Here is a 23,450-nt window from a genome sequence, read left to right as displayed (position 1 = left end):
GATTTACGCTACCCATAATAAATAACGTAAACGGTCACTGCTCAAGAAACAGCGAGAAGTGGTCGATTATCCAGACTTTCCGGCTCAACCACAAACCTTTTGTGGACGATATTGACAGCTAATTGATGATCTTCTTCATTAATCAATAAAGTCAGACAACGAGAAGACCGTTTATTTTGACGAACCAGAACACCGGCCTCAGCCAGTTCAGCACAAATTACATCGGCCTTACCCGACATATCATCCCCGACAACAGACAGGGTTGAAACGGCGGCTACCTGGTGCATCTTTTTATCCAGCACGAGTTTAAGTCGCGCTAAATCGTCATTTGCTGTAACAAACTGCGTTGAACCTGCATTCACTACCGAACACCAGCCAGTTATCCCGAACAGGTTTAACTGCGCCTGTAAATCCGATAATGGCATGTCAGTTTCAAGCAGGGTTTGCTGATTCTTAATTGCTATCCCTACGATATCCGATACAGCAGAGCTGTCGAAACTGACCAGAGTCCCCTCTCCTTCTTCAAATGAAGAAAGAACCCTCAAAGGGACACGATGTTGCTGTGCATATTCAACTGACTGTAATTGTAGCACTTTCGCACCGTTTCGTGCCATCGACGTCATATCATCAAAATGAACAACATCAAGACGACGCGCTTCCGGTACTAAGCGCGGATCAGTGGTATAGACACCATCAACATCAGTAAAGATCTGGCATTCGTCAGCATCCAGTGCGCCGGCGATAGCAACTGCCGTGGTGTCAGAGCCACCACGGCCAAGGGTCGTAATATTATTTTCACTATCACGACCCTGGAACCCGGCCACGACAACAATGTTGCCCTGATCGAGTAGTGTTGTCAGATTTTCTGTTTCTACCTGAATGATGCTGGCATTATTAAATGCATTATCCGTTCGGATAGTAACTTGATCTGCCGTTAAGGAAGTCGCATTAAACCCACGTTTATTCAATGCCATAGCAAGCAACGCGATAGTTACCTGCTCCCCCGTTGATAAAAGTACATCCAGCTCACGCCGGGTCGGCACTTCATCAACCTGTTTAGCCAAACCAAGCAAGCGATTCGTTTCACCAGCCATGGCAGAAACAACCACTACTATTTGATGACCTTGCTGACGCGCCTTTATCACACGTTCAGCGACTGCTTCAATGCGCTCGATACTACCTACCGAAGTACCACCAAATTTCTGCACTAATAGTGCCACTTCACCTCTCCAGTATCTTACAGTTTATCTGCCAACCAAGGGGTAACGGACTCAAGTGCCGCAGGCAGAGCTGCTGCATCTGTACCACCCGCTTGAGCCATGTCCGGACGACCGCCGCCTTTACCGCCAACCTGCTGAGCTACCATGTTAACCAGTTCACCGGCTTTCACTTTGCCAATCAGATCTTTAGTTACACCGGCAATCAAACCAACTTTGTCACCGCTGACATTGCCCAGCACAACGATACCGCTACCCAGTTGGTTTTTCAGCTCATCAACCATGCCACGTAGTGCTTTGTTGTCTGCACCGTCAAGTTTAGAGATCAGCACTTTCACGCCATTGATCTCTTGCGCCTGATTGATAAGGCCTGCACTTTCCTGCGCAGCCAGCTTGTCTTTCAGTTGCTGGATTTCTTTTTCCAGTTGCTTGCTATGAGCAACCAGAGCGCTAACTTTCGTTGCAACAGAAGCTGCATCAGATTTAACCAGGCTTGCAGTTTCTGCCAGCAGGGCTTCTTGGGCGTGCAGCGCTTCAATAGCTGCCGAACCGGTTACCGCTTCGATACGACGGATACCTGCTGCGATACCACCTTCAGATACGATCTTGAACAGACCGATATCACCAGTATTCTTGGCATGAATACCACCACAAAGCTCGGTAGAGAATTCACCCATGCTCAATACGCGAACTTCATCATCATATTTCTCACCGAACAGTGCCATAGCACCTTTCGCTTTCGCTGATTCGATATCCATGATGTTAGTTTCGATTGAGTGGTTCAGGCGGATCTGGTCGTTCACCACACGCTCAACTTCGCGAATTTCTTCAGGTTTCACCGCTTCAAGGTGAGAGAAGTCAAAACGCAGAGAGTCAGGCTTAACCAGGGAACCTTTCTGAGCTACGTGCTCACCCAGCAGGTTACGCAGTGCAGCGTGCAGCAGGTGAGTCGCCGAGTGGTTCAGGCTAACAGACGCGCGACGCTCAGCATCAACAGTTGCCGTCAGCTTATCGCCCACTTTCAGGGTACCTTCAACCAGCGAACCTTTGTGGCCAATAGCCGCACCAAATTTCTGAGTATCAGCTACATCGAATTTCACGCCTGCTGCAGTCATTACACCAGTGTCACCGCACTGACCGCCAGACTCAGCGTAGAAAGGAGTGTTGTTCAGAACGACCAGCGCTTCTTCGCCGGCGTTAATGCTGTCAACTGCCTCACCGTCACGGAACAGAGCAACAACGTCGCCTTCGCCTTCTGTTGCTGAGTAGCCGCAGAAATCAGTGTCCGCTTCAACTTTGATTGCTTCGTTGTAGTCAACACCGAACTGACCCGCTTCACGAGCACGCTGGCGCTGAGCTTCCATTGCATCGTTGAAGCCTTCTTCATCGATAGAGAAACCGCGCTCACGAGCAACGTCGTTAGTCAGATCAGCAGGGAAACCGTAAGTATCGTAAAGTTTAAATACGGTTTCACCGTCAAGCACTTTTCCGTCAAGGTTATCAAGCGCTTCGTTCAGAATTGTCATACCGCGGTCAAGCGTACGGCCGAAGTTGTCTTCTTCGATCTTCAGCACTTTCTCAACCATTTCCTGCTGCTTCTTCAGTTCAACACCGGCAGTACCCATGATCTCAGCCAGAGGGCCTACTAGTTTGTAGAAGAAAGCACCTTTCGCACCCAGCTTGTTACCGTGGCGAACTGCACGACGGATGATACGGCGCAGTACATAACCACGGCCTTCGTTTGATGGCATCACACCGTCAACAATCAGGTATGCACATGAACGGATGTGGTCAGCAACAACGCGTAGAGACTGGTTAGACAGATCGTCGTAACCGATAACCGCAGCAGCTTCTTTAATCAGAGTCTGGAAGATATCAATCTCATAGTTTGAGTGAACGCCCTGCATGATCGCAGCAATACGCTCGATACCCATACCAGTATCCACAGACGGCTTAGGTAGCGGTTCCATCGTACCGTCAGCCTGACGGTTGAATTGCATAAATACGTTGTTCCAGATCTCGATGAAGCGGTCACCGTCTTCTTCCGGAGTACCAGGGCGGCCACCCCAGATATGCTCACCGTGATCAAAGAAAATTTCAGTACATGGACCACAAGGGCCAGTGTCACCCATTTGCCAGAAGTTATCTGACTCATAAGGTTTACCGCCTTTCTTGTCGCCGATACGTACGATACGGTCAGCAGGAATACCTACTTCTTTGTTCCAGATATCGAATGCTTCGTCATCTGTCTCATACACGGTTACTAGCAGGCGGTCCTGAGGAAGCTTCAGTACGTCTGTTAGGAATTCCCATGCGTAGTTGATAGCATCGTGTTTGAAGTAGTCACCGAAACTGAAGTTACCCAGCATCTCAAAGAATGTGTGGTGACGGGCTGTGAAGCCTACGTTTTCAAGGTCATTGTGCTTACCACCCGCACGTACACAGCGCTGAGCCGTTGTCGCTCGAGTGTAGCTGCGCTTTTCCAGACCTAAAAATGTATCTTTAAATTGGTTCATACCTGCGTTAGTAAACAACAGTGTTGGGTCGTTAGCAGGTACAAGAGAAGAGCTTTCTACGATCTGGTGACCTTTGCTCTCAAAAAACGCAAGATACGCACGGCGAATCTCATCAGTGCTCATGTACATTGGCAAATCCTGAATAATTGCTTTTTATAAAACCAAAAATATCGCCCTGAGGCGATAAGATGCCCTATTCCCTTAGGAGCTTAGCGTCTTTGCCGGCTCGTATGGCAATAGGTTTAAACGAACAAAATAAAGTCTTTGGGGACTATTGTAAAACAACGGCGGGGGATACGGGAAATGTTATGTTAAAAATTAACGCAATTTGTATTTTCGTTCAGTGCGTAAGCAGGCTGATGACAGCTCTGTGGTCAGAAAACCAGCACATCACTGTCGTATAAAAACTCAGTTTTTCAATATTCGTCTTCCGCATTCAACGCATACTTGATTTGTTCAAAGTCAAAACCACGGTACTGCATGAAACGAAAACGGCGGGCTTTTTCTTTCGGTGTGTCCATCTCGCTGTTGCCAAATTTTCGTAAAGCAACAGCACGGGCTTGCTCAAACCAGTCGATTTCTGTCTCTTCCATTGTTTGGCTGACAACTGTGTCATGGATCCCTTTCATCTTCATTTCCTGTCGGATCCTGAGTGCTCCCCAACCTTTGGCAACCCCGTTTCGCATCAACATAGCGGCAAATCGGGCATCATCCAGCCAGTTATAATCCTGACAGAAAGCAATGGCTTCTGATACATCCTGCTCACTGTAGCCTCGCGCTTTCAGCTTCTTGAACAGCTCTTTTTCTGCATGATCTCGCCGTGACAGGTAACCAATCGCCGCCTCTTTGGCGCTTTGCTTCGGCGCTTGCTTTCTCATAAGTTGTACCTCGATATACAAAACGGGCCTGGTACACTCTGGTACCGGGCCCGTTCAGCTGCCTTGCCCGAAAGCAAGGCAGTATTATTCTTCAGTTCAGGAAGTCCGGAAGCGAATTAAAACGCCTGATCTTCTTCTGCATCCGCAGCTTCGACAGCCTCTTCAGCAGCAGGAGCTGTCGTTGGTGACAAAAGCAGCTCACGCAGTTTCTTCTCCAGCTCTTCAGCTATTTCAGAGTGCTCGCCCAGGTACTTACAAGCATTCGCTTTACCCTGGCCGATCTTATCGCCCTGGTAGCTGTACCATGCACCGGCTTTTTCTACCATCTTGTGCTTCACACCCAGATCAACCAGCTCACCTAGACGGTTAAAGCCCTGACCGTAAAGGATTTGCGTTTCAGCCTGTTTGAACGGTGCTGCAACCTTATTCTTCACAACCTTAATACGGGTTTCGTTACCCACCACTTCATCGCCATCTTTGATTGCACCTGTACGGCGGATATCAAGACGAACAGAAGCGTAGAACTTAAGTGCGTTACCACCAGTTGTGGTTTCTGGGTTACCGAACATCACACCAATCTTCATACGGATCTGGTTGATGAAGATACACATACAATTAGATGCTTTCAGGTTACCGGTGATCTTACGCATCGCCTGTGAAAGCATACGCGCCTGCAGACCCATGTGGCTGTCACCCATTTCACCTTCAATTTCCGCTTTCGGCGTCAGGGCGGCAACGGAGTCAACCACCATAATGTCGACAGCACCAGAACGAGCCAGCGCATCGGCAATTTCCAGCGCCTGCTCACCTGTATCCGGCTGAGATACCAGTAGGTTGTCGATATCAACCCCCAGCTTCTGAGCATAGATTGGGTCAAGAGCGTGCTCGGCATCGATAAATGCACATGTCTTACCCTGCTTCTGAGCGGCCGCGATAACTTCAAGCGTCAGTGTCGTTTTACCTGATGATTCAGGGCCATAGATTTCAACGATACGACCCATTGGTAAACCACCGGCGCCAAGTGCGATATCAAGCGACAGGGAGCCCGTTGATACGGTTTCAATATCCATAGTACGGTTGTCGCCCAACTTCATGATGGAACCTTTACCGAACTGCTTTTCAATCTGGCCTAACGCTGCGGCAAGAGCCTTCTGTTTGTTGTCGTCCATTCGACTCTCCAACGGATGCTTAAAATTAATAACGAAGGTTATCTGTGTATGAAGCTTAGTATACTGTCTATTCATACAGTGTCTAGCACTGTATGAAAATTTTTTTGTTCCTTTTATACCTCAGCAACGGGCAATCTTTGCTCAGCCCAATTGTCGCAGGCGCTGCAACATACCAGAGAGTGATTTTTCAATGGCCTGTTGTCTTACCGCATTGCGATCACCATCAAAAAAACAGGTCTCGACCTGCATCCAACCTTGCTTATCTGCCCAGGCAAAGCAGACCATACCGACCGGCTTAGCTTCAGTTCCACCACCCGGTCCGGCAATGCCGCTAATCGCGACACTAATGTCAGCCAGCGAATGCTTCAGCGCTCCAACGGCCATTTCCCTGACAACCTCTTCGCTGACAGCTCCATGCTGTTCGAGCGTGAGCGCAGAAACCCCCAGCATCTGCTGTTTGGCTTCATTGCTGTAAGTAATAAACGCCCGGTCAAACCAGCCGGAACTACCCGCGATATCGGTGATGGCCGCTGAAACCCCGCCACCAGTACAAGATTCAGCAGTAGTCGCAACCCATCCCTGAAGGGAAAGCGCTTCCCCCAACACTTGTGCTAATTGCATCAACTTAACGTCCTTCATGCCGTTTATTTTTGCTGTTGCTACCTTACTCCGACCTCCAGAGTTCGGCAACTCAATACCTACACCAACAGATGGTAAAAAACACAATTGCCCCTTTGCCGACCTGCCCGATTCACGTATCCTAAGCCTCCGGAAATTTAACCGGTTTTATACCAATCGGAACAAGCAAGCAGGCGATATCGTGACAGTGAAAGGTTTAGAAAAGCACACCCCCATGATGCAACAGTATTTGAAAATCAAGGCTGAAAATCCTGATGTTCTTCTGTTCTACCGGATGGGCGACTTCTACGAGCTATTTTATGATGATGCAAAAAATGCCTCTCAGTTACTGGATATCTCCCTGACTAAACGCGGCTCTTCCAACGGTCAGCCAATCCCGATGGCCGGGGTACCGTACCATGCCGTTGAGGGTTACCTGGCCAAGTTAGTTCAACAGGGGGTTTCAGTCGCCATCTGTGAACAGGTTGGCGATCCGGCCACCAGCAAAGGTCCGGTTGAGCGAAAAGTCGTGCGTATTGTCACGCCTGGTACTGTCAGTGATGAGGCGCTGCTTAATGAGCGTCATGACAACCTGATCGCTGCCATTTATCAGAACAATAACGGCTTTGGTTACGCGACTCTGGATATCACTTCAGGCCGCTTTATGCTGACTGAGCCGGAAACCGAAGAAGCTATGCAGGCTGAGCTACAGCGTACCAGCCCGGCGGAACTACTGTATCCGGAAGATTTTGCCCTACCGGGTCTGGTTCAACCGTTTAACGGTACCCGTCGCCGCCCGGTATGGGAATTTGACCTAGAGACTGCTCGCCAGCAGCTGACCATGCAGTTCGGCACCCGTGATCTAGTCGGTTTCGGCGTTGAAAATGCCGAACGCGGCCTGTGTGCCGCTGGCTGCTTGCTGCAATACGTAAAAGATACCCAGCGTACTGCCCTGCCGCATATTCGTGCAATCACCAAAGACAGCAAAGATGATGCAGTGATCCTGGATGCGGCAACCCGTCGTAACCTGGAACTAACCCAGAACCTTGCCGGCGGTTTTGATAACACGCTGGCATCGGTGCTGGACTACACGGCAACACCAATGGGCAGCCGCCTGCTCAAGCGTTGGCTGCATCAACCAATCCGTGACGCCAAACAACTGAACAACCGACTTGATGCCATTGCAGCATTCAAAGATACCGGTATGTTTGTCGATGTGGCCGGTGTACTGCGTAACATGGGGGACCTGGAACGTATCCTGGCCCGCCTGGCTTTGCGCTCAGCCCGTCCACGTGACTTGGCCCGAATGCGTACCGCCCTGCAACACCTGCCTGAATTGGCGGAACTACTGACTGAATTCAACCAGCCACGCATTCATGAGCTGGGACAGTTTGCAGCTCCGATGGACGATATCTGCGAGCTACTGGAGCGCGCAATTATCGAAAACCCGCCGGTCGTTATCCGAGACGGCGGTGTTCTGGCTCCGGGTTACAATGCCGAGCTGGATGAGTGGCGCGATCTAGCCGATGGTGCGACCCGCTACTTGGAAGAGCTGGAAGAACGCGAGCGTGAACGCCATGATATCGACACCCTGAAAGTCGGCTTTAATCAGGTTCACGGTTTCTATATCCAGGTCAGTCGCGGTCAGAGCCATCTTGTTCCGAGCCACTACGTTCGCCGCCAGACCCTGAAAAACGCCGAGCGTTACATTATCCCTGAGCTGAAAGAGCACGAAGACAAAGTGCTGAACTCCAAATCTAAAGCTCTGGCTCTGGAGAAAAAGCTTTGGGATGAGCTGTTCGACCAACTGCTACCGCACCTTGAGCAGCTACAGAATATCGCGGCAGCACTGTCAGAACTTGATGTACTAGCGAACCTAGCCGAGCGCGCTGATACCCTGAACTACTGCCGCCCTGAGCTGACGCCTGAAGCTGGTATCGAAATCAGTGCCGGCCGTCACCCGGTTGTTGAGCAGGTACTAAGCGAGCCGTTCATCGCCAACCCGATCTCCCTACACAAAGATCGTCGTATGTTGGTGATCACTGGCCCGAACATGGGTGGTAAATCGACCTATATGCGTCAAACCGCACTAATTGCCCTAATGGCCCATGTCGGCTCTTTTGTCCCGGCAGACTCTGTGAAGATCGGCCCATTGGATCGCATCTTTACCCGTATCGGTGCTTCAGATGATCTGGCTTCCGGGCGTTCAACCTTCATGGTGGAAATGACCGAAACAGCGAACATCCTGCACAACGCTACAGAAAACAGCCTGGTGCTGATGGATGAGATCGGACGCGGTACGAGTACCTATGACGGCCTGTCTCTGGCCTGGGCAAGTGCTGAATGGCTGGCAGAGAAAATTGCAGCCATGACCCTGTTTGCCACTCACTATTTCGAGCTGACTGAACTGCCGTCATTAATCGATGGCCTGGCTAACGTTCACCTGGATGCTGTAGAGCACGGTGATGAAATTGCCTTTATGCACGCCGTTCAGGAAGGTGCAGCCAGCAAGTCTTACGGCCTGGCGGTAGCCAGCCTGGCTGGTGTACCAAAGTCAGTGATCAAGCGCGCTAAGCTCAAGCTTCAACAGCTAGAGGCCAGCGGCCACCAGCAGGCAACAACACCTGCCAGCGTAGTACCGAAAGCCGAACAACAGCTGAGTCTGATCCCTGAGCCAAGTGAAGTGGAAGAGGCATTAGCGAATATCAACCCTGACGATATGACTCCACGTCAGGCTCTGGAAGAGCTATACCGCCTGAAAGCACTCCTGTAATAGGAGTAAAACACCGGAACGAGAAAAGGACGCATGACGCGTCCTTTTTTATTCTGTCGCTCTGTAAGCCGGAAACAGGTGTGTTGCTCAACAGTTATCAGCTTACAGGTTTTGTCTACATATCCTGATTAAACAGAGACTCTATATTCAGCCCCTGATGGGTCAGCATATCGCGCAAACGGCGTAGCCCTTCCACCTGGATCTGACGTACACGTTCACGAGTCAGGCCAATTTCACGTCCGACATCTTCCAGTGTCGAAGCTTCATAGCCCAATAAGCCAAAACGGCGCGCCAGTACTTCACGCTGTTTCGGATTGAGTTCCTGAAGCCAGGTGACAATTGATGTCTTGATGTCATCATCCTGAGTTGAGGTTTCCGGCCCTCCACTCTTTTCATCCGGAATAATATCCAGCAACGCCTTTTCCGAATCGCCCCCAATCGGGTTATCCACTGAGCCGACACGCTCATTCAGGCGCAGCATACGGTTAACGTCTTCAACGGATTTATCGAGTTTCAGGGCAATATCTTCAGCAGTTGGTTCATGATCCAACTTCTGAGCCAGTTCACGTGCAGTCCTCAGATAGACATTCAACTCTTTAACGACATGGATTGGCAGGCGGATTGTGCGGGTTTGGTTCATGATGGCCCGTTCAATAGTCTGACGGATCCACCAGGTTGCGTAAGTAGAAAAACGAAAGCCGCGTTCAGGATCAAACTTTTCGACGGCGCGAATCAGACCAAGATTACCTTCCTCAACCAGATCCAACAGAGCCAGTCCACGATTACTGTAACGACGGGAAATTTTTACTACCAGACGCAGGTTACTTTCGATCATACGCTTGCGGGCAACTTCGTCACCACGCAAAGCACGGCGGGCATACAGGACTTCCTCTTCCGCTGTAAGAAGTGGAGAAAAACCAATCTCCCCGAGGTAAAGCTGTGTCGCATCCAGAGCTTTCTGTGTTGCTCCGTATTGCGACATATCGACATCATCATTACTACTGGTTTCTTCAGAAGAAGCGGCATTGTTCTCGATCTCTGCCGAGTCAACTTCCATATCTTCATCAAAATCAAAGTTTTCTATGTCTGTAGCAGTATTGCTTCTACTCATAGCGCCTCCCAGATGGCGAGTTAGCAAGACATTACAACTTCACTATGCCATGTTGTCTATTTCGGCAAATACCGTAATGGATTCACAGACTTGCCTTTGTAACGGATCTCAAAATGCAGACGTACGCTACTGGTGCCGGAGCTTCCCATTGACGCAATTTTCTGCCCCGCTTTCACCGTCTGCTGTTCTTTTACCAATACTTTTTCGTTGTGAGCATAAGCGCTGAGATAATCTTCGCTATGCTTAATAATCACAAGGTTCCCATAACCACGTAACGCATTTCCTGCATAGACGACCACCCCTCCCGCAGATGCATTTACGGTTTGTCCTCTTCGACCGGCAATATCGATCCCTTTGTTACCGTTTTCTGCACTGGAGAATTTAGCGATGATCCGTCCCTTTGTTGGCCATGTCCAGCCGGAGACCTTACTGTTAGCACTATACGTCTTTTTTGTAACAGGCTTGTTACTTTTTGTGTTTTGAGCGTACTCTTTTGTGCGTTTTGGATCAACACTTTTCTTGGCTGTTTTTTGCACAGGCTTAGCCGGTTTCGGCTTGGCTTTGGGTTTGGGTTTCGGGACCGGTTTCGGAACTGCTTTTGGCGGGTTTGCCTTAACAACTGTTTTTACTGGGGGTTTAACAATTGGCACCGTTCCGGCTTTACCATAGGCAGGCGCAATATACTTCGGCTTCCACAACTGAAGTTTTTGTCCCGGAAAGATCGTGTAAGGGTGAGAAAGTTTGTTAGCCGCGACGATATCTTTGATATCGCGACCCGTTACATATGAAATAAAGTACAGGGTGTCGCCTTTCTGTACCTCATAGTAGCTACCGCGATAACTGCCCCGCTTGATGCTGTCATAGTCTTTACCGACACTGGTTACCGGTGCCGGAGTGTGGCTGGAACAAGCCGACAGCAACAGACATACCGCTACTGCTGTCATTCGTCTTAACGCTTTTCTCACCACCACACTCATCGGGATTTACGCCAGCTCTCCTGCCACCAGAGGGACAAAACGCACAGCTTCAATATCCTGGGATAAATACTGATCACCATTACGCACAATGCATTTCAGCACCTGATACTCCTCTCCGACAGGAATAATCAAACGACCACCGTCAGCCAGCTGAGCAAGCAGTTCAGAAGGAATTTCTCCTGCTGCTGCTGTCACGATAATGGCATCAAACGGCGCTTTGCTTGCCCATCCCTGCCAACCGTCACCATGCTTGGTGGAGATATTATGCAAATCAAGTTGCTTGAGGCGGCGTTTAGCCTGCCACTGCAATGTTTTAATCCGCTCCACTGAGAAAACATGATCGACAATATGAGCCAGCACCGCTGTCTGGTAACCAGAACCGGTACCAACTTCCAGCACTCGTGATTCAGGGCGCAGCTCAAGCAGCTCCGTCATTTTAGCTACGATGTAAGGCTGCGAGATCGTCTGCCCGCTGCCAATCGGCAAAGCATTATTTTCATATGCCTTATGAGATAAGGCCTCATCAATAAACAGTTCTCGGGGTACCGCTAACATCGCTTGTAATACTTTTTCGTCGCGAATACCCAACTGATGTAAGAAAGTTACTAAGCGATGCCGTTCTTCCGCATAACGCATCCTTATTCTGTCTCCATTTGTTTAACCCACTGCTCAACACCACCCATGGCATCATGTGCGGTCAGATCAACCTGCAATGGGGTTATTGAAACATGGTTATGCTCTATTGCATAAAAATCTGTTCCCGGCCCAGCATCCTGACATGCGCCAGGAGGACCCAACCAGTATATCGTTTTACCCCGGGGATCTGTCGCCTTCTCCATTTTCTCAGCCCGGTGGCGGGCACCAAGGCGGGTAACCTGCCACTGCTGCAGCTCAGAGTAAGGTAAATCCGGAACATTGATATTCAATAACTTGTTGGTTGGAAGCGGGTTGTCTGCCAGTTGCTCAACCACCTCCCGGATAACCTGCGCTGCCGTATCAAAATGCTTTGAACCTACCAATGATACCGCAATCGCCGGTACGCCGAGAAAATGTCCTTCTGTCGCCGCCGCTACTGTACCAGAATACAACACATCATCACCAAGGTTAGCACCATGGTTGATACCAGCAATAACAATGTCCGGACGGTAATCCAGCCATTCATTCAGGGCAAAATGGACACAATCCGTTGGCGTACCTTCCACTGAAATCCGATGATTCCCTTCCTCACGAATACGCAACGGATAATCCAGTGTCAGAGAGTTCGAAGCACCGGAGCGATTACGGTCCGGTGCAACAACTATAACTTCGGCAATCTCTGCCAATGCCACAGCCAGCGTGTTTATCCCTTCGGCAAAAATACCGTCGTCATTACTGATCAAAATTCGCATGGTCGCCATCCTCTAGCTCACGCTCAATCATTAATTCACGTACAACCGCCGTTGCAAAGCAACCTGCCGGCAAGGCAAAAGATACCACGACATCATCACCATCCTGCAACCATTCCATCTGCTGTGGTTTTAGCAGTAAAGAACGGCGCTCATGACGCATCCGGTTATCGCGAATCAGTTTCAGCAGCAGAGGTTCCTGCTCAACAACTGCCATTTCCATTGCTTCGGCCTCAGCTGTTGTCGGCAGTGCGTTATCACCCATCATCGGAGCAGTAATAGCCAGCTCACCACAGGTTACTTTCGCTTCAAGCTCCGGCGTCACAGACTCGGCAACACAATGCTCACTCTCACCTAACAACCAGTCACCAGCCATCACAGTATTTACCAGCCCCTGTTCGATACGGGATGACAACACCATGTTAAACAACCAGGAACGTGCAGCAGACAGATAGAAACTACGCTTGCTCTTGTCTCTAACCCGAAACTCATCATTACCCCAGGCACGGGCTTTCACTACATTGTTTCCATGGTGGCCAAAACGCTGCTCACCGAAATAGTTAGGCACACCCTGCAGCTTGATTTGCTCCAAGCGGTCAATAACATCTTGCGGCTTATCCAGTTCGGTCAGGCGCAGCTGGAACCAGTTGCCGATAAGATCACCCGGACGCAATTTCTTGTCGTGGCGCGCAGTTTCCAGCACTTCGACACCGGGATGTTCCGCAACAAACTGAGTCAGATCCGGATCCGGTTTACCCGGCAGGTGTACGCTCAGCCACTGCTCGGTCACCGCATGGCGGTCTTTAAGGCCAGCCCAGCTCACATCGCGGGATTTCACCCCACACGCTTTAGCCAGCTCATTAACGACATATTTGGTGTTTTCACCCGTTTTACGGATTTTCACCATAAAATGCTCGCCAGTACCGGCAAAATCAAAACCCAAATTTTCGTTAACGACAAAATGTTCAGGCTGAACTTTGATTCGCCCCTGGCACTCTGGTTTACCGTATAACCAGTTAAAGTTGTCCATTACATCAGACATAGATACACCGTATGTTGGCAGCAATATAAACTGCAAAACCCAGTACCGCAGATCATAGTTCGCGATACCGGGAAAAATTCATTATTGTTTATTGATAAGGACCACTGCCTCGCAGGCAATGCCTTCTTTACGACCGGTAAAGCCCAGTCGTTCCGAGGTAGTCGCTTTGACATTGATGTTTTCAATATCAGTTTCCAAATCCTCGGCAATAGCCTGGCACATCGCATCAATATGAGGTGCCATTTTCGGAGCCTGAGCAATGATAGTGACATCCAAGTTACCCAGACGATAGCCTTTAGCCTTCACTTTACTATAGACATCACGCAACAAGAAACGACTGTCGGCACCTTCCCACTCGGCGTCGGTATCCGGGAAGTGGCGACCGATATCACCGGCACCAATAGCACCGAGCAGGGCATCACAAACAGCATGCAGCGCCACATCACCGTCGGAATGAGCAATCAGTCCTTGCTCATATGGAATGGCCACACCACCAATAATTACCGGGCCTTCACCACCGAATTTGTGTACATCAAAACCGTGTCCGATTCGCATCATGGCTGTTCCTTTGTTAATTGTTGTAGATAAAACTCGGCCAGAGCCAGATCTTCCGGCTGGGTTACTTTAAGGTTATCGGCACGGCCTTTTACCAGCAGCGGCACATAACCGCAGAATTCAAGCGCTGAAGCCTCATCCGTTACCACCGCCCCCTGTTCCAACGCCTGGTGCAGAGAGTCACGCAACTGCTTCACCTTGAACATCTGAGGCGTCAAGGCATGCCAGAGATCATTACGTTCAACGGTTTCAGCAATGCCGTTTTGGCCATTACCGCGCTTCATAGTGTCGCGTACCGGTGCCGCAAGGATCGCACCACAATCACTTTGCTGCGCTTGCGAAATCAGTTTTTCCAAATCGGTTATACGCAGACAAGGGCGGGCTGCATCATGAACCAGCACCCAGCTATCTTCATTTTCAATCGCCGCCAGACCGGCAAAGACTGAGTCAGCACGCTCTGCTCCACCGTCAACCACGGTAATACGCGGATCATTTGCCAGCGGCAACGCGGAAAAATACGGGTCGGTTTTGCTAATAGCAATGATCACCCGCTCAACAGCCGGATGACTGAAAAGCCGATCGATCGTATGTTCTAAAATAGTTTTACCTGCTATTTGCAGGTATTGCTTGGGACGGTCTGCCGCCATTCGGCTACCGACACCGGCTGCCGGTACCACTGCGGTGATCTTATCTGTCATTGGTAAGGTATTCATTCAACGTTTATAGCAGTAGCCATCGATTCTCACTTGCCAGTTAATAACAGCAAAGGAAAAACAGGCTCAGTCACCGACAATGCGAAAGAAGGTTTCTCCCGGCTTTATCATGCCGAGCTCATTACGGGCACGCTCCTCAACGGCTTCCTGGCCTCGGTGCAGGTCGTGGATTTCTGCGTACATTTGCTGGTTTCGCTGTAACAACTCAGCATTAGCCTGCTGCTGTATTGCCACATTCTCTTTGACTGCCATGTAATCCATCATGCCATTCTTACCTAGCCAGAAGTCATACTGGAGCCAGCTTAATACAACCAGCAGTGCGAGTGTTAACAAACGCATGCAAATCCCCGTTCTTTCACACAATTATTTCTGTTTTCAAGCAATTCTGTTCCCGAAGGAAACACGGTAAGCACAACCTGCTGAACGCAAGGTTCATGCACTCCCTTTATCAATTGCAAGACGATAATAATCCCATAAAGCGATAAATGTGACTAGCTCCGATTACCAGACAGGGCAAGTTTTCCCCTTAAATTTAGATGTTCGGCGCACGCAAAAAAAAACCGCCTCCAAAAGAGGCGGTTCATATTCTGAAGCTGACAAGTCAGCCAGAAGTCAGGTCAGCGATTAAGCTTGGCCTTTAACTTCTTTCAGACCGTTGAAAGGAGCACGCTCACCTAGTGCTTCTTCGATACGGATCAGCTGGTTGTACTTAGCAACACGGTCAGAACGGCTCATAGAACCAGTCTTGATCTGGCCAGCAGCAGTACCAACAGCTAGGTCAGCGATAGTTGCATCTTCAGTTTCACCTGAACGGTGAGAGATAACTGCAGTGTAACCAGCGTCTTTAGCCATCTTGATTGCAGCCAGAGTTTCAGTCAGAGAACCGATCTGGTTGAACTTGATAAGGATTGAGTTAGCTACGCCTTTCTCGATACCTTCAGCTAGGATCTTAGTGTTAGTTACGAACAGATCGTCACCAACTAGCTGAATCTTATCGCCAAGAAGTTTAGTCTGGTGTGCGAAACCATCCCAGTCAGACTCGTCCAGGCCGTCTTCGATAGATACGATTGGGTACTGAGCAACTAGGCCTTCTAGGTAGTGGTTGAATTCTTCAGAAGTGAATTTCTTACCTTCACCTTTAAGGTCGTAGATGCCTTCTTCTTTGTTGTAGAACTCAGAAGCAGCACAGTCCATAGCAAGAGTTACGTCTTTGCCCAGCTCGTAACCAGCAAGCTCAACAGCTTCCTTGATTGCAGCTAGAGCAGCAGCGTTAGATTCTAGGTTAGGAGCGAAACCACCTTCATCACCTACAGCAGTGTTCAGGCCTTTGCCTTTAAGAACTTTAGCTAGGTTGTGGAATACTTCAGCACCGATGCGTAGCGCTTCTTTAAGAGTTGCTGCACCGATTGGCTGGATCATGAATTCCTGGATGTCAACGTTGTTGTCAGCGTGCTCACCACCGTTGATGATGTTCATCATTGGTAGAGGCATAGAGAACTGACCAGCAGTACCGTTTAGCTCAGCGATGTGCTCGTATAGAGGCATGCCTTTAGCAGCAGCAGCAGCTTTAGCGTTCGCTAGAGATACTGCTAGGATTGCGTTTGCACCGAAGTTAGACTTGTTCTCAGTGCCGTCTAGGTCGATCATGATCTGATCGATGTCAGCTTGAGCTTTAGCGTCTTTACCTACTAGAGCTTCAGCGATTGGGCCGTTCACAGCTTCAACAGCTTTAAGAACACCTTTACCTAGGAAACGAGACTTGTCACCGTCGCGTAGCTCAAGAGCTTCACGAGAACCAGTAGATGCACCAGATGGCGCAGCTGCCATACCTACGAAACCGCCTTCTAGGTGAACTTCCGCTTCAACAGTTGGGTTACCACGAGAATCGATAATTTCACGACCTAGAACTTTAACGATCTTAGACATTGTGTTTCCTCTTGCTTTATCTTCAAATTAAAAGCTAAAAAAATAGCTGCAGCCATAACCGCTACAGCTATCCGTAATCCTTACTTAGTTAGCTCACCGCGCTGGTTGTCTCCAGCCGCTTTCACGAAGCCTTCAAATAGAGGATGGCCATCGCGAGGCGTTGAGGTGAACTCAGGGTGGAACTGAGCAGCCACAAACCATGGGTGGTTAGGGATCTCGATGATTTCCACCAGTTTCTTGTCTGCAGACAGACCAGAAATCTTCAGACCCGCTTTCTCCAGTTTAGGAAGCAGGTTGTTGTTTACTTCATAGCGGTGACGGTGACGCTCATGAATAGTTGGGTTACCGTATAGTTCACGCGCTTTTGAACCTTCTGCAAGGTGACACAGCTGAGAACCAAGACGCATTGTACCGCCAAGGTCAGATGTTTCATTACGCTCTTCAACATTACCTTCGCTATCAACCCATTCTGTGATCAGGCCAACAACAGGGTTTTTAGTCTCAGGGTCGAACTCAGTTGAGTGCGCACCTTCAAGACCAGCAACGTTACGTGCGTATTCGATCAGTGCTACCTGCATACCCAGGCAGATGCCCAGATAAGGAATCTTGTTTTCACGTGCATAGTTCGCAGTCAGGATCTTACCTTCAACGCCACGGTTACCGAAACCACCTGGTACCAGGATTGCGTCAAGACCTTCCAGTACTTCAGTACCTTTAGACTCAACATCCTGTGAATCAACATATTTGATTTTCACAGACAGACGGTTCTTAAGACCTGCGTGCTTCAGTGCTTCGTTCACTGACTTATATGCATCTGGCAGTTCGATGTACTTACCAACCATACCGATAGTCACTTCGGCTGTCGGATTCGCTTCTTCGTAGATTACCTGTTCCCACTCAGACAAATCAGCTTCTGGCGCTGTAATACCAAAACGCTTACATACCAGGTCATCAAGACCCTGTGCTTTGATAAGTTGTGGAATCTTGTAGATAGAATCTACGTCTTTCATCGAGATAACAGCTTTCTCTGGAACGTTACAGAACAGAGCGATCTTCGCACGCTCGTTCGCCGGGATCATACGATCGCTACGACAAATCAGAACGTCTGGCTGAATACCGATAGAAAGTAGTTCTTTAACTGAGTGCTGGGTTGGCTTGGTTTTCACTTCGCCCGCCGCTGCCAGGTAAGGAACCAAAGTCAGGTGAGTGAACATTGCACGTTCACGACCCAGTTCTACCGCTAGCTGACGGATAGCTTCCATAAATGGCAGAGATTCGATATCACCAACAGTACCACCGACTTCAACAATCGCGACGTCGTGGCCTTCAGCACCAGCAATAACGCGCTCTTTAATCGCGTTAGTAATGTGTGGGATAACCTGAATAGTTGCACCAAGGTAGTCACCACGACGCTCTTTACGCAGCACGTCTTCATAAACACGGCCAGCAGTAAAGTTGTTGCGTTTAGTCATCTTAGTACGGATGAAACGCTCGTAGTGACCCAGGTCAAGGTCGGTCTCTGCACCGTCTTCCGTAACGAATACTTCACCGTGTTGAATCGGGCTCATTGTGCCTGGATCAACGTTAATGTAAGGGTCTAGTTTCATCATGGTCACTTTAAGACCACGTGCTTCTAGAATAGCTGCCAGAGATGCTGCAGCAATACCTTTACCTAGGGAGGAAACAACACCGCCCGTAACAAAAATGTAATTCGTTGTCATGTTTAACCTGGAAGATTGGTGTAGAGGATTAAAATGTATCTGGACGGGAAATTAGTATACCAGACACACTTTATCGCCACAACGTGAAAACTATCACAGCATTAGCTGTTTTTTTTTGTCTCAAATCAAATATACCGAACAGCATGACTATTGAGTCATATGATATAAAGCAACGCCCCTCCGTGAGCTATCCATTTGTTCGGCCTAAGCTTCCTGTTTTTTGACCTTCTCCCACTCCTGATCGAGCATTTCCAGCGAACAGTCATCAAGACGCTTTCCTTTTTCTAGCACACTTTTTTCAACTTCGCGAAAACGACGCTCAAATTTCCTGTTGGCGCGCTGCAGGGCAAGCTCTGGTTTCACTTTCAGGTGCCGACTTAAGTTCACCGCAGCAAACAATAAATCCCCGACTTCTTCTTCGATCTTATGCTGTTCAGGTGACACTTGGATGACTTCATCCATCACTTCGTCAATTTCTTCCCTAACCTTATCAACCACCGGGCCAATGCTATCCCAGTCAAAACCGTGTTTGGCACAACGCTTCTGAATTTTATCGGCACGAGTCAATGCCGGCATTACTTTCGGTATATTGGCCAGAATACTGACGTCTTCGCCCTTCGCTTCGCGCTCCTTAGCTTTCTCCGCTTCCCAGTTCGCATTGATAGTGGCTTCATCGGCAAACTCTGCCTCACCGAACACATGTGGATGGCGACGGGTCAACTTTTCATTGATGCCGCTGACTACATCATCAAAATCAAACAGTCCCTGCTCTTTGCCCAGTTGGCTGTAGAAAATCACCTGAAACAACAAGTCTCCCAACTCTTCGCGAACGTCATCCCAATTTTGCTGCTCAATCGCATCCGCCACTTCATACGCCTCTTCAAGGGTATGCGGTACTATCGTGGCAAAGCTCTGCTTCAAATCCCACGGGCATCCGTTTTCCGGATCCCTCAGGGTTGCCATAATTTCAACCAGGCGTTCAATCGGTTCTTGCTGCTTGTTGCTCATACGGAAATATCTTTTCTCTGTTCAAAAAAAGCGGGCAGCACTGGCTCCCCGCTTATTGTTTTTATCTTGCGCTAGTGCAAAAGACTAGTACAGTCGCTTGGCTTCAGCGACATCTTTTACATGCTCAATCCGCTTCAATACCCGACCCAAAACTTCCAAATCTGTCAGTTCAAGTTCGAAGTCAAGAATCGACATCTGCTTCTTAAAGTCGACACGGCTCTTCATGCCTGATACTTTGACCTTCTCATTAGCGAAAGTATTGGTCAGATCTTTGAGCAAGCCGTTACGCTCCGAAGCGGTTACCCGCACCGTGATGTTGTAGTTGCCAACAAAACCACTACCCCAGACGGTATCGATGATACGCTCAGGTGCCACATGGCGCAGCTCATCCAACTGCTCACAATCGCTACGGTGAACGGAAATACCACGGCCCTGGGTGACAAAACCTTGTATATCATCGCCCGGAATCGGCTGACAACAGCGTGCCAGGTGAGTCATCAGGTTATCAACCCCTTCCACTACCACCGCATCACGGTGTGGTTTCTTGGCTGCACCTTTAGCCCCGGCTTCGGTCAGTTTTTCCAGCAATTGCTGGTCTTCTTCCTCAGCAGTCGGCTTGTTCACCAGTGCATTGATGTGGTTAATAACCTGGTTGATACGCAGATCACCGCTGCCGATACCGGCATACAGCTCAACCGGCGAATTTACATTGAACCGCTTGAGAGCATAAGCTTCAGCATCTTTCAACGTTGCGCCGATTTTTGCCAACTCTATTTCCAGAATTTCCCGACCGGCAGCAATATTCTTGTCACGATCCTGCTTGCGGAACCAGGCATGCACCTTGGCCCGGGCGCGGCTTGAGGTAACAAAACCCAGATTCGGGTTCAGCCAGTCGCGGGACGGATTCGGCTCTTTCTGGGTGATAATTTCCACCTGATCGCCCATCTGCAGGCGGTAGGTAAACGGAACAATACGTCCTTCCACCTTGGCACCGATACAACGATGCCCGACTTCGGAGTGAATGTGGTAGGCAAAGTCCAGCGGCGTTGCGTTTAACGGCAGGTCAACCACATCACCTTTCGGCGTGAAGGCATAGACGCGATCATCAAACACCTGGCTACGCAGCTCTTCAAGCATCTCACCGGAGTCTGACATCTCTTCCTGCCAGGCTAATAGCTTACGCAACCAGTTGATTTTCTCGTCGTAGGAAGAGCGTGCACCGCTCGAAGATGAACCGCTTTCCTTGTACTTCCAGTGCGCAGCCACACCCAGCTCCGATTCCTCGTGCATCTGCTTGGTTCGGATCTGGATTTCGATGGTTTTACCTTCCGGCCCCAGCACTACTGTGTGGATCGACTGATAACCGTTAGGTTTCGGGTTGGCGACATAGTCATCAAACTCTTTCGGCAAATGACGGTACTTGGTATGAACCACCCCCAACGCGGCGTAACAATCCTGCAGCTCCTCGGCGATGATACGAACTGCACGCACATCGAACAATTCGTCAAACGCCAGGCTCTTCTTCTGCATTTTGCGCCAGATACTGTAGATATGCTTCGGACGACCATGTACCTCGGCCCGGATCTGAGACGCTTTCATCGATTCCGCTAAGTCATTTACAAAGCGTTCAATGTACTGCTCACGATCAATCCGGCGCTCGGAAAGCTGTTTAGCAATTTGCTTGTAGGTAACCGGGTGGTTATAACGGAAGGCGTAATCTTCAATTTCCCACTTCAGCTGGCCGATACCCAAGCGGTTCGCCAGCGGGGCATAGATATTGGCACACTCTTTCGCTGCAGCGCGGCGTACCTCATCAGGCTCATCCTTTACTTCCCGCAGGTTACAAATGCGTTCAGCAAGTTTGATAACCACGCAGCGGAAATCATCTACCATCGACAGCAGCATACGGCGGATATTATCAACCTGTGCCGATTGTGCCGCCCCTTCAGTGGTGGCGTTGAGCTGACCGATTGCAGCCATCTGGCTGACACCGGTAACCATTTGCAAAATAGTGTTGTTGTAATCTTCGTTGAGCTGCTCAGGTTCATACAGCCCAGCTTCAACCACAGGGAATAACAGGGCTGCGACCAGAGTATCCTTGTCCATGCTCAGGGTAACAAGGATCTCCACCATTTCGCGGCCACGCCACAACAATAGCGGCGCTGACTTATCCCCTGTCGTTAATTCGATACACCGCTGGTAAGCCTTCAACACATGTTTGGCAACCTTTGGCTCCTGCTTCAGGCTTTCAACCCAAGAAGCGGGCTCGAATGTATGATTTTCCTTCAAATGCGCACCGCGAACTGCGACCATTTCTCTTTCCTGTCTTTCTCTAAACGTGATTAAACACTAATCCCCGGGCGCTGTTTAAATTCTGGTAAACAACGCCATAGATTCTAGATGCCCGGTATGCGGGAACATATCCAGCATACCCAACCGCTCCAACTGATATCCCTGCTTCAGCAGCACCTGGCTGTCCCGAGCCAGCGTTGCCGGGTTGCACGACACATAGACAACCCTTTCCGGGTTCAGGTTAATAACATGCTGCATTACACCGGCAGCACCGGCGCGGGCAGGGTCAAGCAAAATCTTATTAAATGGCTCTTTGGCCCATGCCATCTCTGTGACATCCTGCTCCAGGTTTGCCTGATAAAATGAAGCATTTCCCTGGTTATTAATCAATGCATTATCACTGGCACGATGCACCATTTCATCAACACCTTCAACACCGACCAGCGATTTTGCCCGTTTTGCCAGCGGCAGGCTGAAATTCCCCAGGCCACAGAACAGATCCAGAACACGATCTTCCGGCTCAACGGTCAGCCAGTCCATTGCCTGTTGTACCATTTGCCTGTTCACATCCCGGTTGACCTGGATAAAGTCTTTCGGGGAGAAATACAACTTCATCCCGTCCAGTTCATAATACGGAGCCTGACCAGAAATTCTATCAATTGAATCAGATGTTGGCGCTAAATACAGAATAACATCGTGCTGCTCAGCAAACTGACGAAGCAAGGTCATATCTTTGTCAGAGAACGGTTGCAGATGGCGGATCAGTACCACCCGGCCATTATCGGCTTCCACCAGCTCGACATGACCCAGGTGCTTCTGGCCTTTCAGTTGTCCTAGCAGGCTGCGCAGCGACGGCAGCAATTCATTAAGCGATTCAGCTAGCACCGGACAGTGCTCAACATCGACAATTTCTTTGCTCTGCTTACGGCGGAAACCAAACTGTAGTTTGCCGCCTCCCGGTTTAACCGCAAAGCGGGTGCAACGGCGGTAGTGACGCTCGCTGCCGGTAATCGGCGCTTCAAGAGCAAACTCTTGCTGCTTATCCGTTGCAGCGAACTTACTCATCAACTCTTTCAGTGCCTGTTGCTTTGCTTCTACCTGGCCCTGGTGCGATAAATGCTGCAGGTTACAACCGCCGCACTGGTCATAGATTGGACAATGAGGTTTAATACGCGCTTCGCTGTCGCTCAGACGCTTAATAACTTTGGCACGAGCAAACTGTTTCTTGTCTTCCGTAAACTGCACCAGGGCTTTTTCGCCAGGCAGCAAACCGTCGACGAAAACCGGTTTCTTGTTGAGATGACCAATACCCGCGCCGAGATGATCCAGGCGGCTGATCTCGATTTCTTTATGCTTGGTATCGGTTACTTTTCGTTTTTGGGGCTTAAAAAAGCGTGCCATAGTGTTTTGACTCACGGAACAGGTAGACCAAACTGAGTGACCTTGTCAGCAGTTTGGTATTAGTTGATTGTCGAACAGCCTTAGTTTCATTAAGCTAACGGCCACAAATGGATGACAATTCTCCCACAGAATCGCACTCTTGTAATTA

At 49.5% G+C, this 23,450-nt stretch carries 19 protein-coding genes; 1 reads left to right on the top strand and 18 read right to left on the bottom strand.

The window, feature by feature from the left end; genetic code table 11:
* Nucleotides 1-41: 41 nt before the first annotated feature.
* The 5 genes from C942_RS12895 to pncC form a co-directional block, all read right to left on the bottom strand.
* Nucleotides 42-1,220 (bottom strand): aspartate kinase, encoded by a 1,179-nt coding sequence (locus tag C942_RS12895; RefSeq protein WP_007466402.1) that lies wholly within the window; start codon nucleotides 1,218-1,220, stop codon nucleotides 42-44.
* Nucleotides 1,221-1,237: 17 nt separating this feature from the next.
* A complete protein-coding gene (alaS, locus tag C942_RS12890) occupies nucleotides 1,238-3,862 on the bottom strand; it encodes an alanine--tRNA ligase (RefSeq protein WP_007466401.1) in 2,625 nt (874 codons plus the stop codon).
* Between the two features lie 287 nt (nucleotides 3,863-4,149).
* Nucleotides 4,150-4,611, bottom strand: coding sequence for a recombination regulator RecX (gene recX, locus C942_RS12885; protein WP_007466400.1), 462 nt, complete (start codon nucleotides 4,609-4,611; stop codon nucleotides 4,150-4,152).
* Nucleotides 4,612-4,727: 116 nt separating this feature from the next.
* Nucleotides 4,728-5,780, bottom strand: coding sequence for a recombinase RecA (gene recA / locus C942_RS12880; RefSeq protein WP_007466399.1), 1,053 nt, complete (start codon nucleotides 5,778-5,780; stop codon nucleotides 4,728-4,730).
* Nucleotides 5,781-5,921: 141 nt separating this feature from the next.
* Nucleotides 5,922-6,419 (bottom strand): nicotinamide-nucleotide amidase, encoded by a 498-nt coding sequence (pncC, locus tag C942_RS12875; RefSeq protein WP_036800065.1) that lies wholly within the window; start codon nucleotides 6,417-6,419, stop codon nucleotides 5,922-5,924.
* 214 nt (nucleotides 6,420-6,633) lie between these two features.
* Between pncC and mutS the strand changes: the two genes are divergently transcribed.
* On the top strand, nucleotides 6,634-9,171 hold the full coding sequence (gene mutS / locus C942_RS12870; protein WP_408633478.1) for a DNA mismatch repair protein MutS: 2,538 nt from the start codon (nucleotides 6,634-6,636) through the stop codon (nucleotides 9,169-9,171).
* A gap of 115 nt (nucleotides 9,172-9,286) precedes the next feature.
* On the opposite strand, the gene rpoS is transcribed toward mutS, so the two are convergent.
* The 13 genes from rpoS to rlmD all read right to left on the bottom strand — a co-directional run bounded on the left by rpoS (nucleotide 9,287) and on the right by rlmD (nucleotide 23,302).
* A complete protein-coding gene (gene rpoS / locus C942_RS12865) occupies nucleotides 9,287-10,282 on the bottom strand; it encodes an RNA polymerase sigma factor RpoS (RefSeq protein WP_007466396.1) in 996 nt (331 codons plus the stop codon).
* A 56-nt stretch (nucleotides 10,283-10,338) separates the two neighbouring features.
* A complete protein-coding gene (locus C942_RS12860) occupies nucleotides 10,339-11,259 on the bottom strand; it encodes a peptidoglycan DD-metalloendopeptidase family protein (protein ID WP_007466395.1) in 921 nt (306 codons plus the stop codon).
* 6 nt (nucleotides 11,260-11,265) lie between these two features.
* Nucleotides 11,266-11,895, bottom strand: a complete 630-nt coding sequence (locus tag C942_RS12855; RefSeq protein ID WP_007466394.1) for a protein-L-isoaspartate(D-aspartate) O-methyltransferase — start codon at nucleotides 11,893-11,895, stop codon at nucleotides 11,266-11,268.
* A gap of 2 nt (nucleotides 11,896-11,897) precedes the next feature.
* The gene (surE, locus tag C942_RS12850) at nucleotides 11,898-12,647 is read right to left on the bottom strand and encodes a 5'/3'-nucleotidase SurE (protein WP_007466393.1); all 750 of its coding nucleotides are present in this window, start codon (nucleotides 12,645-12,647) and stop codon (nucleotides 11,898-11,900) included.
* Nucleotides 12,628-13,686 carry a tRNA pseudouridine(13) synthase TruD gene (truD, locus tag C942_RS12845; protein ID WP_007466392.1) on the bottom strand — a complete coding sequence of 353 codons (1,059 nt, stop codon included), beginning with the start codon at nucleotides 13,684-13,686 and terminating at the stop codon, nucleotides 12,628-12,630. Before truD ends, surE begins: the two co-directional genes overlap by 20 nt.
* Before the next feature lie 81 nt (nucleotides 13,687-13,767).
* Entirely contained in the window at nucleotides 13,768-14,241 is a 474-nt protein-coding gene (ispF, locus tag C942_RS12840; protein WP_007466391.1) for a 2-C-methyl-D-erythritol 2,4-cyclodiphosphate synthase, read from the bottom strand.
* A complete protein-coding gene (gene ispD / locus C942_RS12835; protein WP_007466390.1) occupies nucleotides 14,241-14,939 on the bottom strand; it encodes a 2-C-methyl-D-erythritol 4-phosphate cytidylyltransferase in 699 nt (232 codons plus the stop codon). Before ispD ends, ispF begins: the two co-directional genes overlap by 1 nt.
* Before the next feature lie 81 nt (nucleotides 14,940-15,020).
* Nucleotides 15,021-15,293 carry a cell division protein FtsB gene (gene ftsB / locus C942_RS12830; RefSeq protein WP_007466389.1) on the bottom strand — a complete coding sequence of 91 codons (273 nt, stop codon included), beginning with the start codon at nucleotides 15,291-15,293 and terminating at the stop codon, nucleotides 15,021-15,023.
* A gap of 285 nt (nucleotides 15,294-15,578) precedes the next feature.
* Nucleotides 15,579-16,880: a phosphopyruvate hydratase gene (eno, locus tag C942_RS12825; protein ID WP_007466388.1), complete on the bottom strand. Its 1,302-nt coding sequence runs from the start codon at nucleotides 16,878-16,880 to the stop codon at nucleotides 15,579-15,581.
* A gap of 80 nt (nucleotides 16,881-16,960) precedes the next feature.
* Nucleotides 16,961-18,601 carry a CTP synthase gene (locus tag C942_RS12820; RefSeq protein WP_007466387.1) on the bottom strand — a complete coding sequence of 547 codons (1,641 nt, stop codon included), beginning with the start codon at nucleotides 18,599-18,601 and terminating at the stop codon, nucleotides 16,961-16,963.
* A 204-nt stretch (nucleotides 18,602-18,805) separates the two neighbouring features.
* The gene (mazG, locus tag C942_RS12815; protein WP_007466386.1) at nucleotides 18,806-19,609 is read right to left on the bottom strand and encodes a nucleoside triphosphate pyrophosphohydrolase; all 804 of its coding nucleotides are present in this window, start codon (nucleotides 19,607-19,609) and stop codon (nucleotides 18,806-18,808) included.
* Between the two features lie 84 nt (nucleotides 19,610-19,693).
* The gene (relA, locus tag C942_RS12810; RefSeq protein ID WP_007466385.1) at nucleotides 19,694-21,922 is read right to left on the bottom strand and encodes a GTP diphosphokinase; all 2,229 of its coding nucleotides are present in this window, start codon (nucleotides 21,920-21,922) and stop codon (nucleotides 19,694-19,696) included.
* Between the two features lie 54 nt (nucleotides 21,923-21,976).
* On the bottom strand, nucleotides 21,977-23,302 hold the full coding sequence (rlmD, locus tag C942_RS12805) for a 23S rRNA (uracil(1939)-C(5))-methyltransferase RlmD (protein WP_007466384.1): 1,326 nt from the start codon (nucleotides 23,300-23,302) through the stop codon (nucleotides 21,977-21,979).
* Between the last annotated feature and the right edge of the window lie 148 nt (nucleotides 23,303-23,450).

Origin of the sequence: Photobacterium marinum (assembly GCF_000331515.1) — a bacterium.
Classification (GTDB): Bacteria; Pseudomonadota; Gammaproteobacteria; order Enterobacterales; family Vibrionaceae; genus Photobacterium; species Photobacterium marinum.
This window is presented reverse-complemented; position numbering and strand designations above follow the sequence as displayed.

Excerpts from the sequence above, each read along its gene's own strand:
- ispD (WP_007466390.1), bottom strand. The coding sequence starts at position 14,939 with ATGACAGATAAGATCACCGCAGTGGTACCGGCAGCCGGTGTCGGTAGC.
- pncC (WP_036800065.1), bottom strand. The coding sequence starts at position 6,419 with ATGAAGGACGTTAAGTTGATGCAATTAGCACAAGTGTTGGGGGAAGCG.
- alaS (WP_007466401.1), bottom strand. The coding sequence starts at position 3,862 with ATGTACATGAGCACTGATGAGATTCGCCGTGCGTATCTTGCGTTTTTT.
- C942_RS12855 (WP_007466394.1), bottom strand. The coding sequence starts at position 11,895 with ATGCGTTATGCGGAAGAACGGCATCGCTTAGTAACTTTCTTACATCAG.
- rlmD (WP_007466384.1), bottom strand. The coding sequence starts at position 23,302 with ATGGCACGCTTTTTTAAGCCCCAAAAACGAAAAGTAACCGATACCAAG.
- C942_RS12860 (WP_007466395.1), bottom strand. The coding sequence starts at position 11,259 with ATGAGTGTGGTGGTGAGAAAAGCGTTAAGACGAATGACAGCAGTAGCG.
- ispF (WP_007466391.1), bottom strand. The coding sequence starts at position 14,241 with ATGCGAATCGGACACGGTTTTGATGTACACAAATTCGGTGGTGAAGGC.
- truD (WP_007466392.1), bottom strand. The coding sequence starts at position 13,686 with ATGTCTGATGTAATGGACAACTTTAACTGGTTATACGGTAAACCAGAG.
- eno (WP_007466388.1), bottom strand. The coding sequence starts at position 16,880 with ATGTCTAAGATCGTTAAAGTTCTAGGTCGTGAAATTATCGATTCTCGT.
- recA (WP_007466399.1), bottom strand. The coding sequence starts at position 5,780 with ATGGACGACAACAAACAGAAGGCTCTTGCCGCAGCGTTAGGCCAGATT.
- C942_RS12820 (WP_007466387.1), bottom strand. The coding sequence starts at position 18,601 with ATGACAACGAATTACATTTTTGTTACGGGCGGTGTTGTTTCCTCCCTA.
- ftsB (WP_007466389.1), bottom strand. The coding sequence starts at position 15,293 with ATGCGTTTGTTAACACTCGCACTGCTGGTTGTATTAAGCTGGCTCCAG.
- mazG (WP_007466386.1), bottom strand. The coding sequence starts at position 19,609 with ATGAGCAACAAGCAGCAAGAACCGATTGAACGCCTGGTTGAAATTATG.
- recX (WP_007466400.1), bottom strand. The coding sequence starts at position 4,611 with ATGAGAAAGCAAGCGCCGAAGCAAAGCGCCAAAGAGGCGGCGATTGGT.
- rpoS (WP_007466396.1), bottom strand. The coding sequence starts at position 10,282 with ATGAGTAGAAGCAATACTGCTACAGACATAGAAAACTTTGATTTTGAT.
- surE (WP_007466393.1), bottom strand. The coding sequence starts at position 12,647 with ATGCGAATTTTGATCAGTAATGACGACGGTATTTTTGCCGAAGGGATA.
- relA (WP_007466385.1), bottom strand. The coding sequence starts at position 21,922 with ATGGTCGCAGTTCGCGGTGCGCATTTGAAGGAAAATCATACATTCGAG.
- mutS (WP_408633478.1), top strand. The coding sequence starts at position 6,634 with ATGATGCAACAGTATTTGAAAATCAAGGCTGAAAATCCTGATGTTCTT.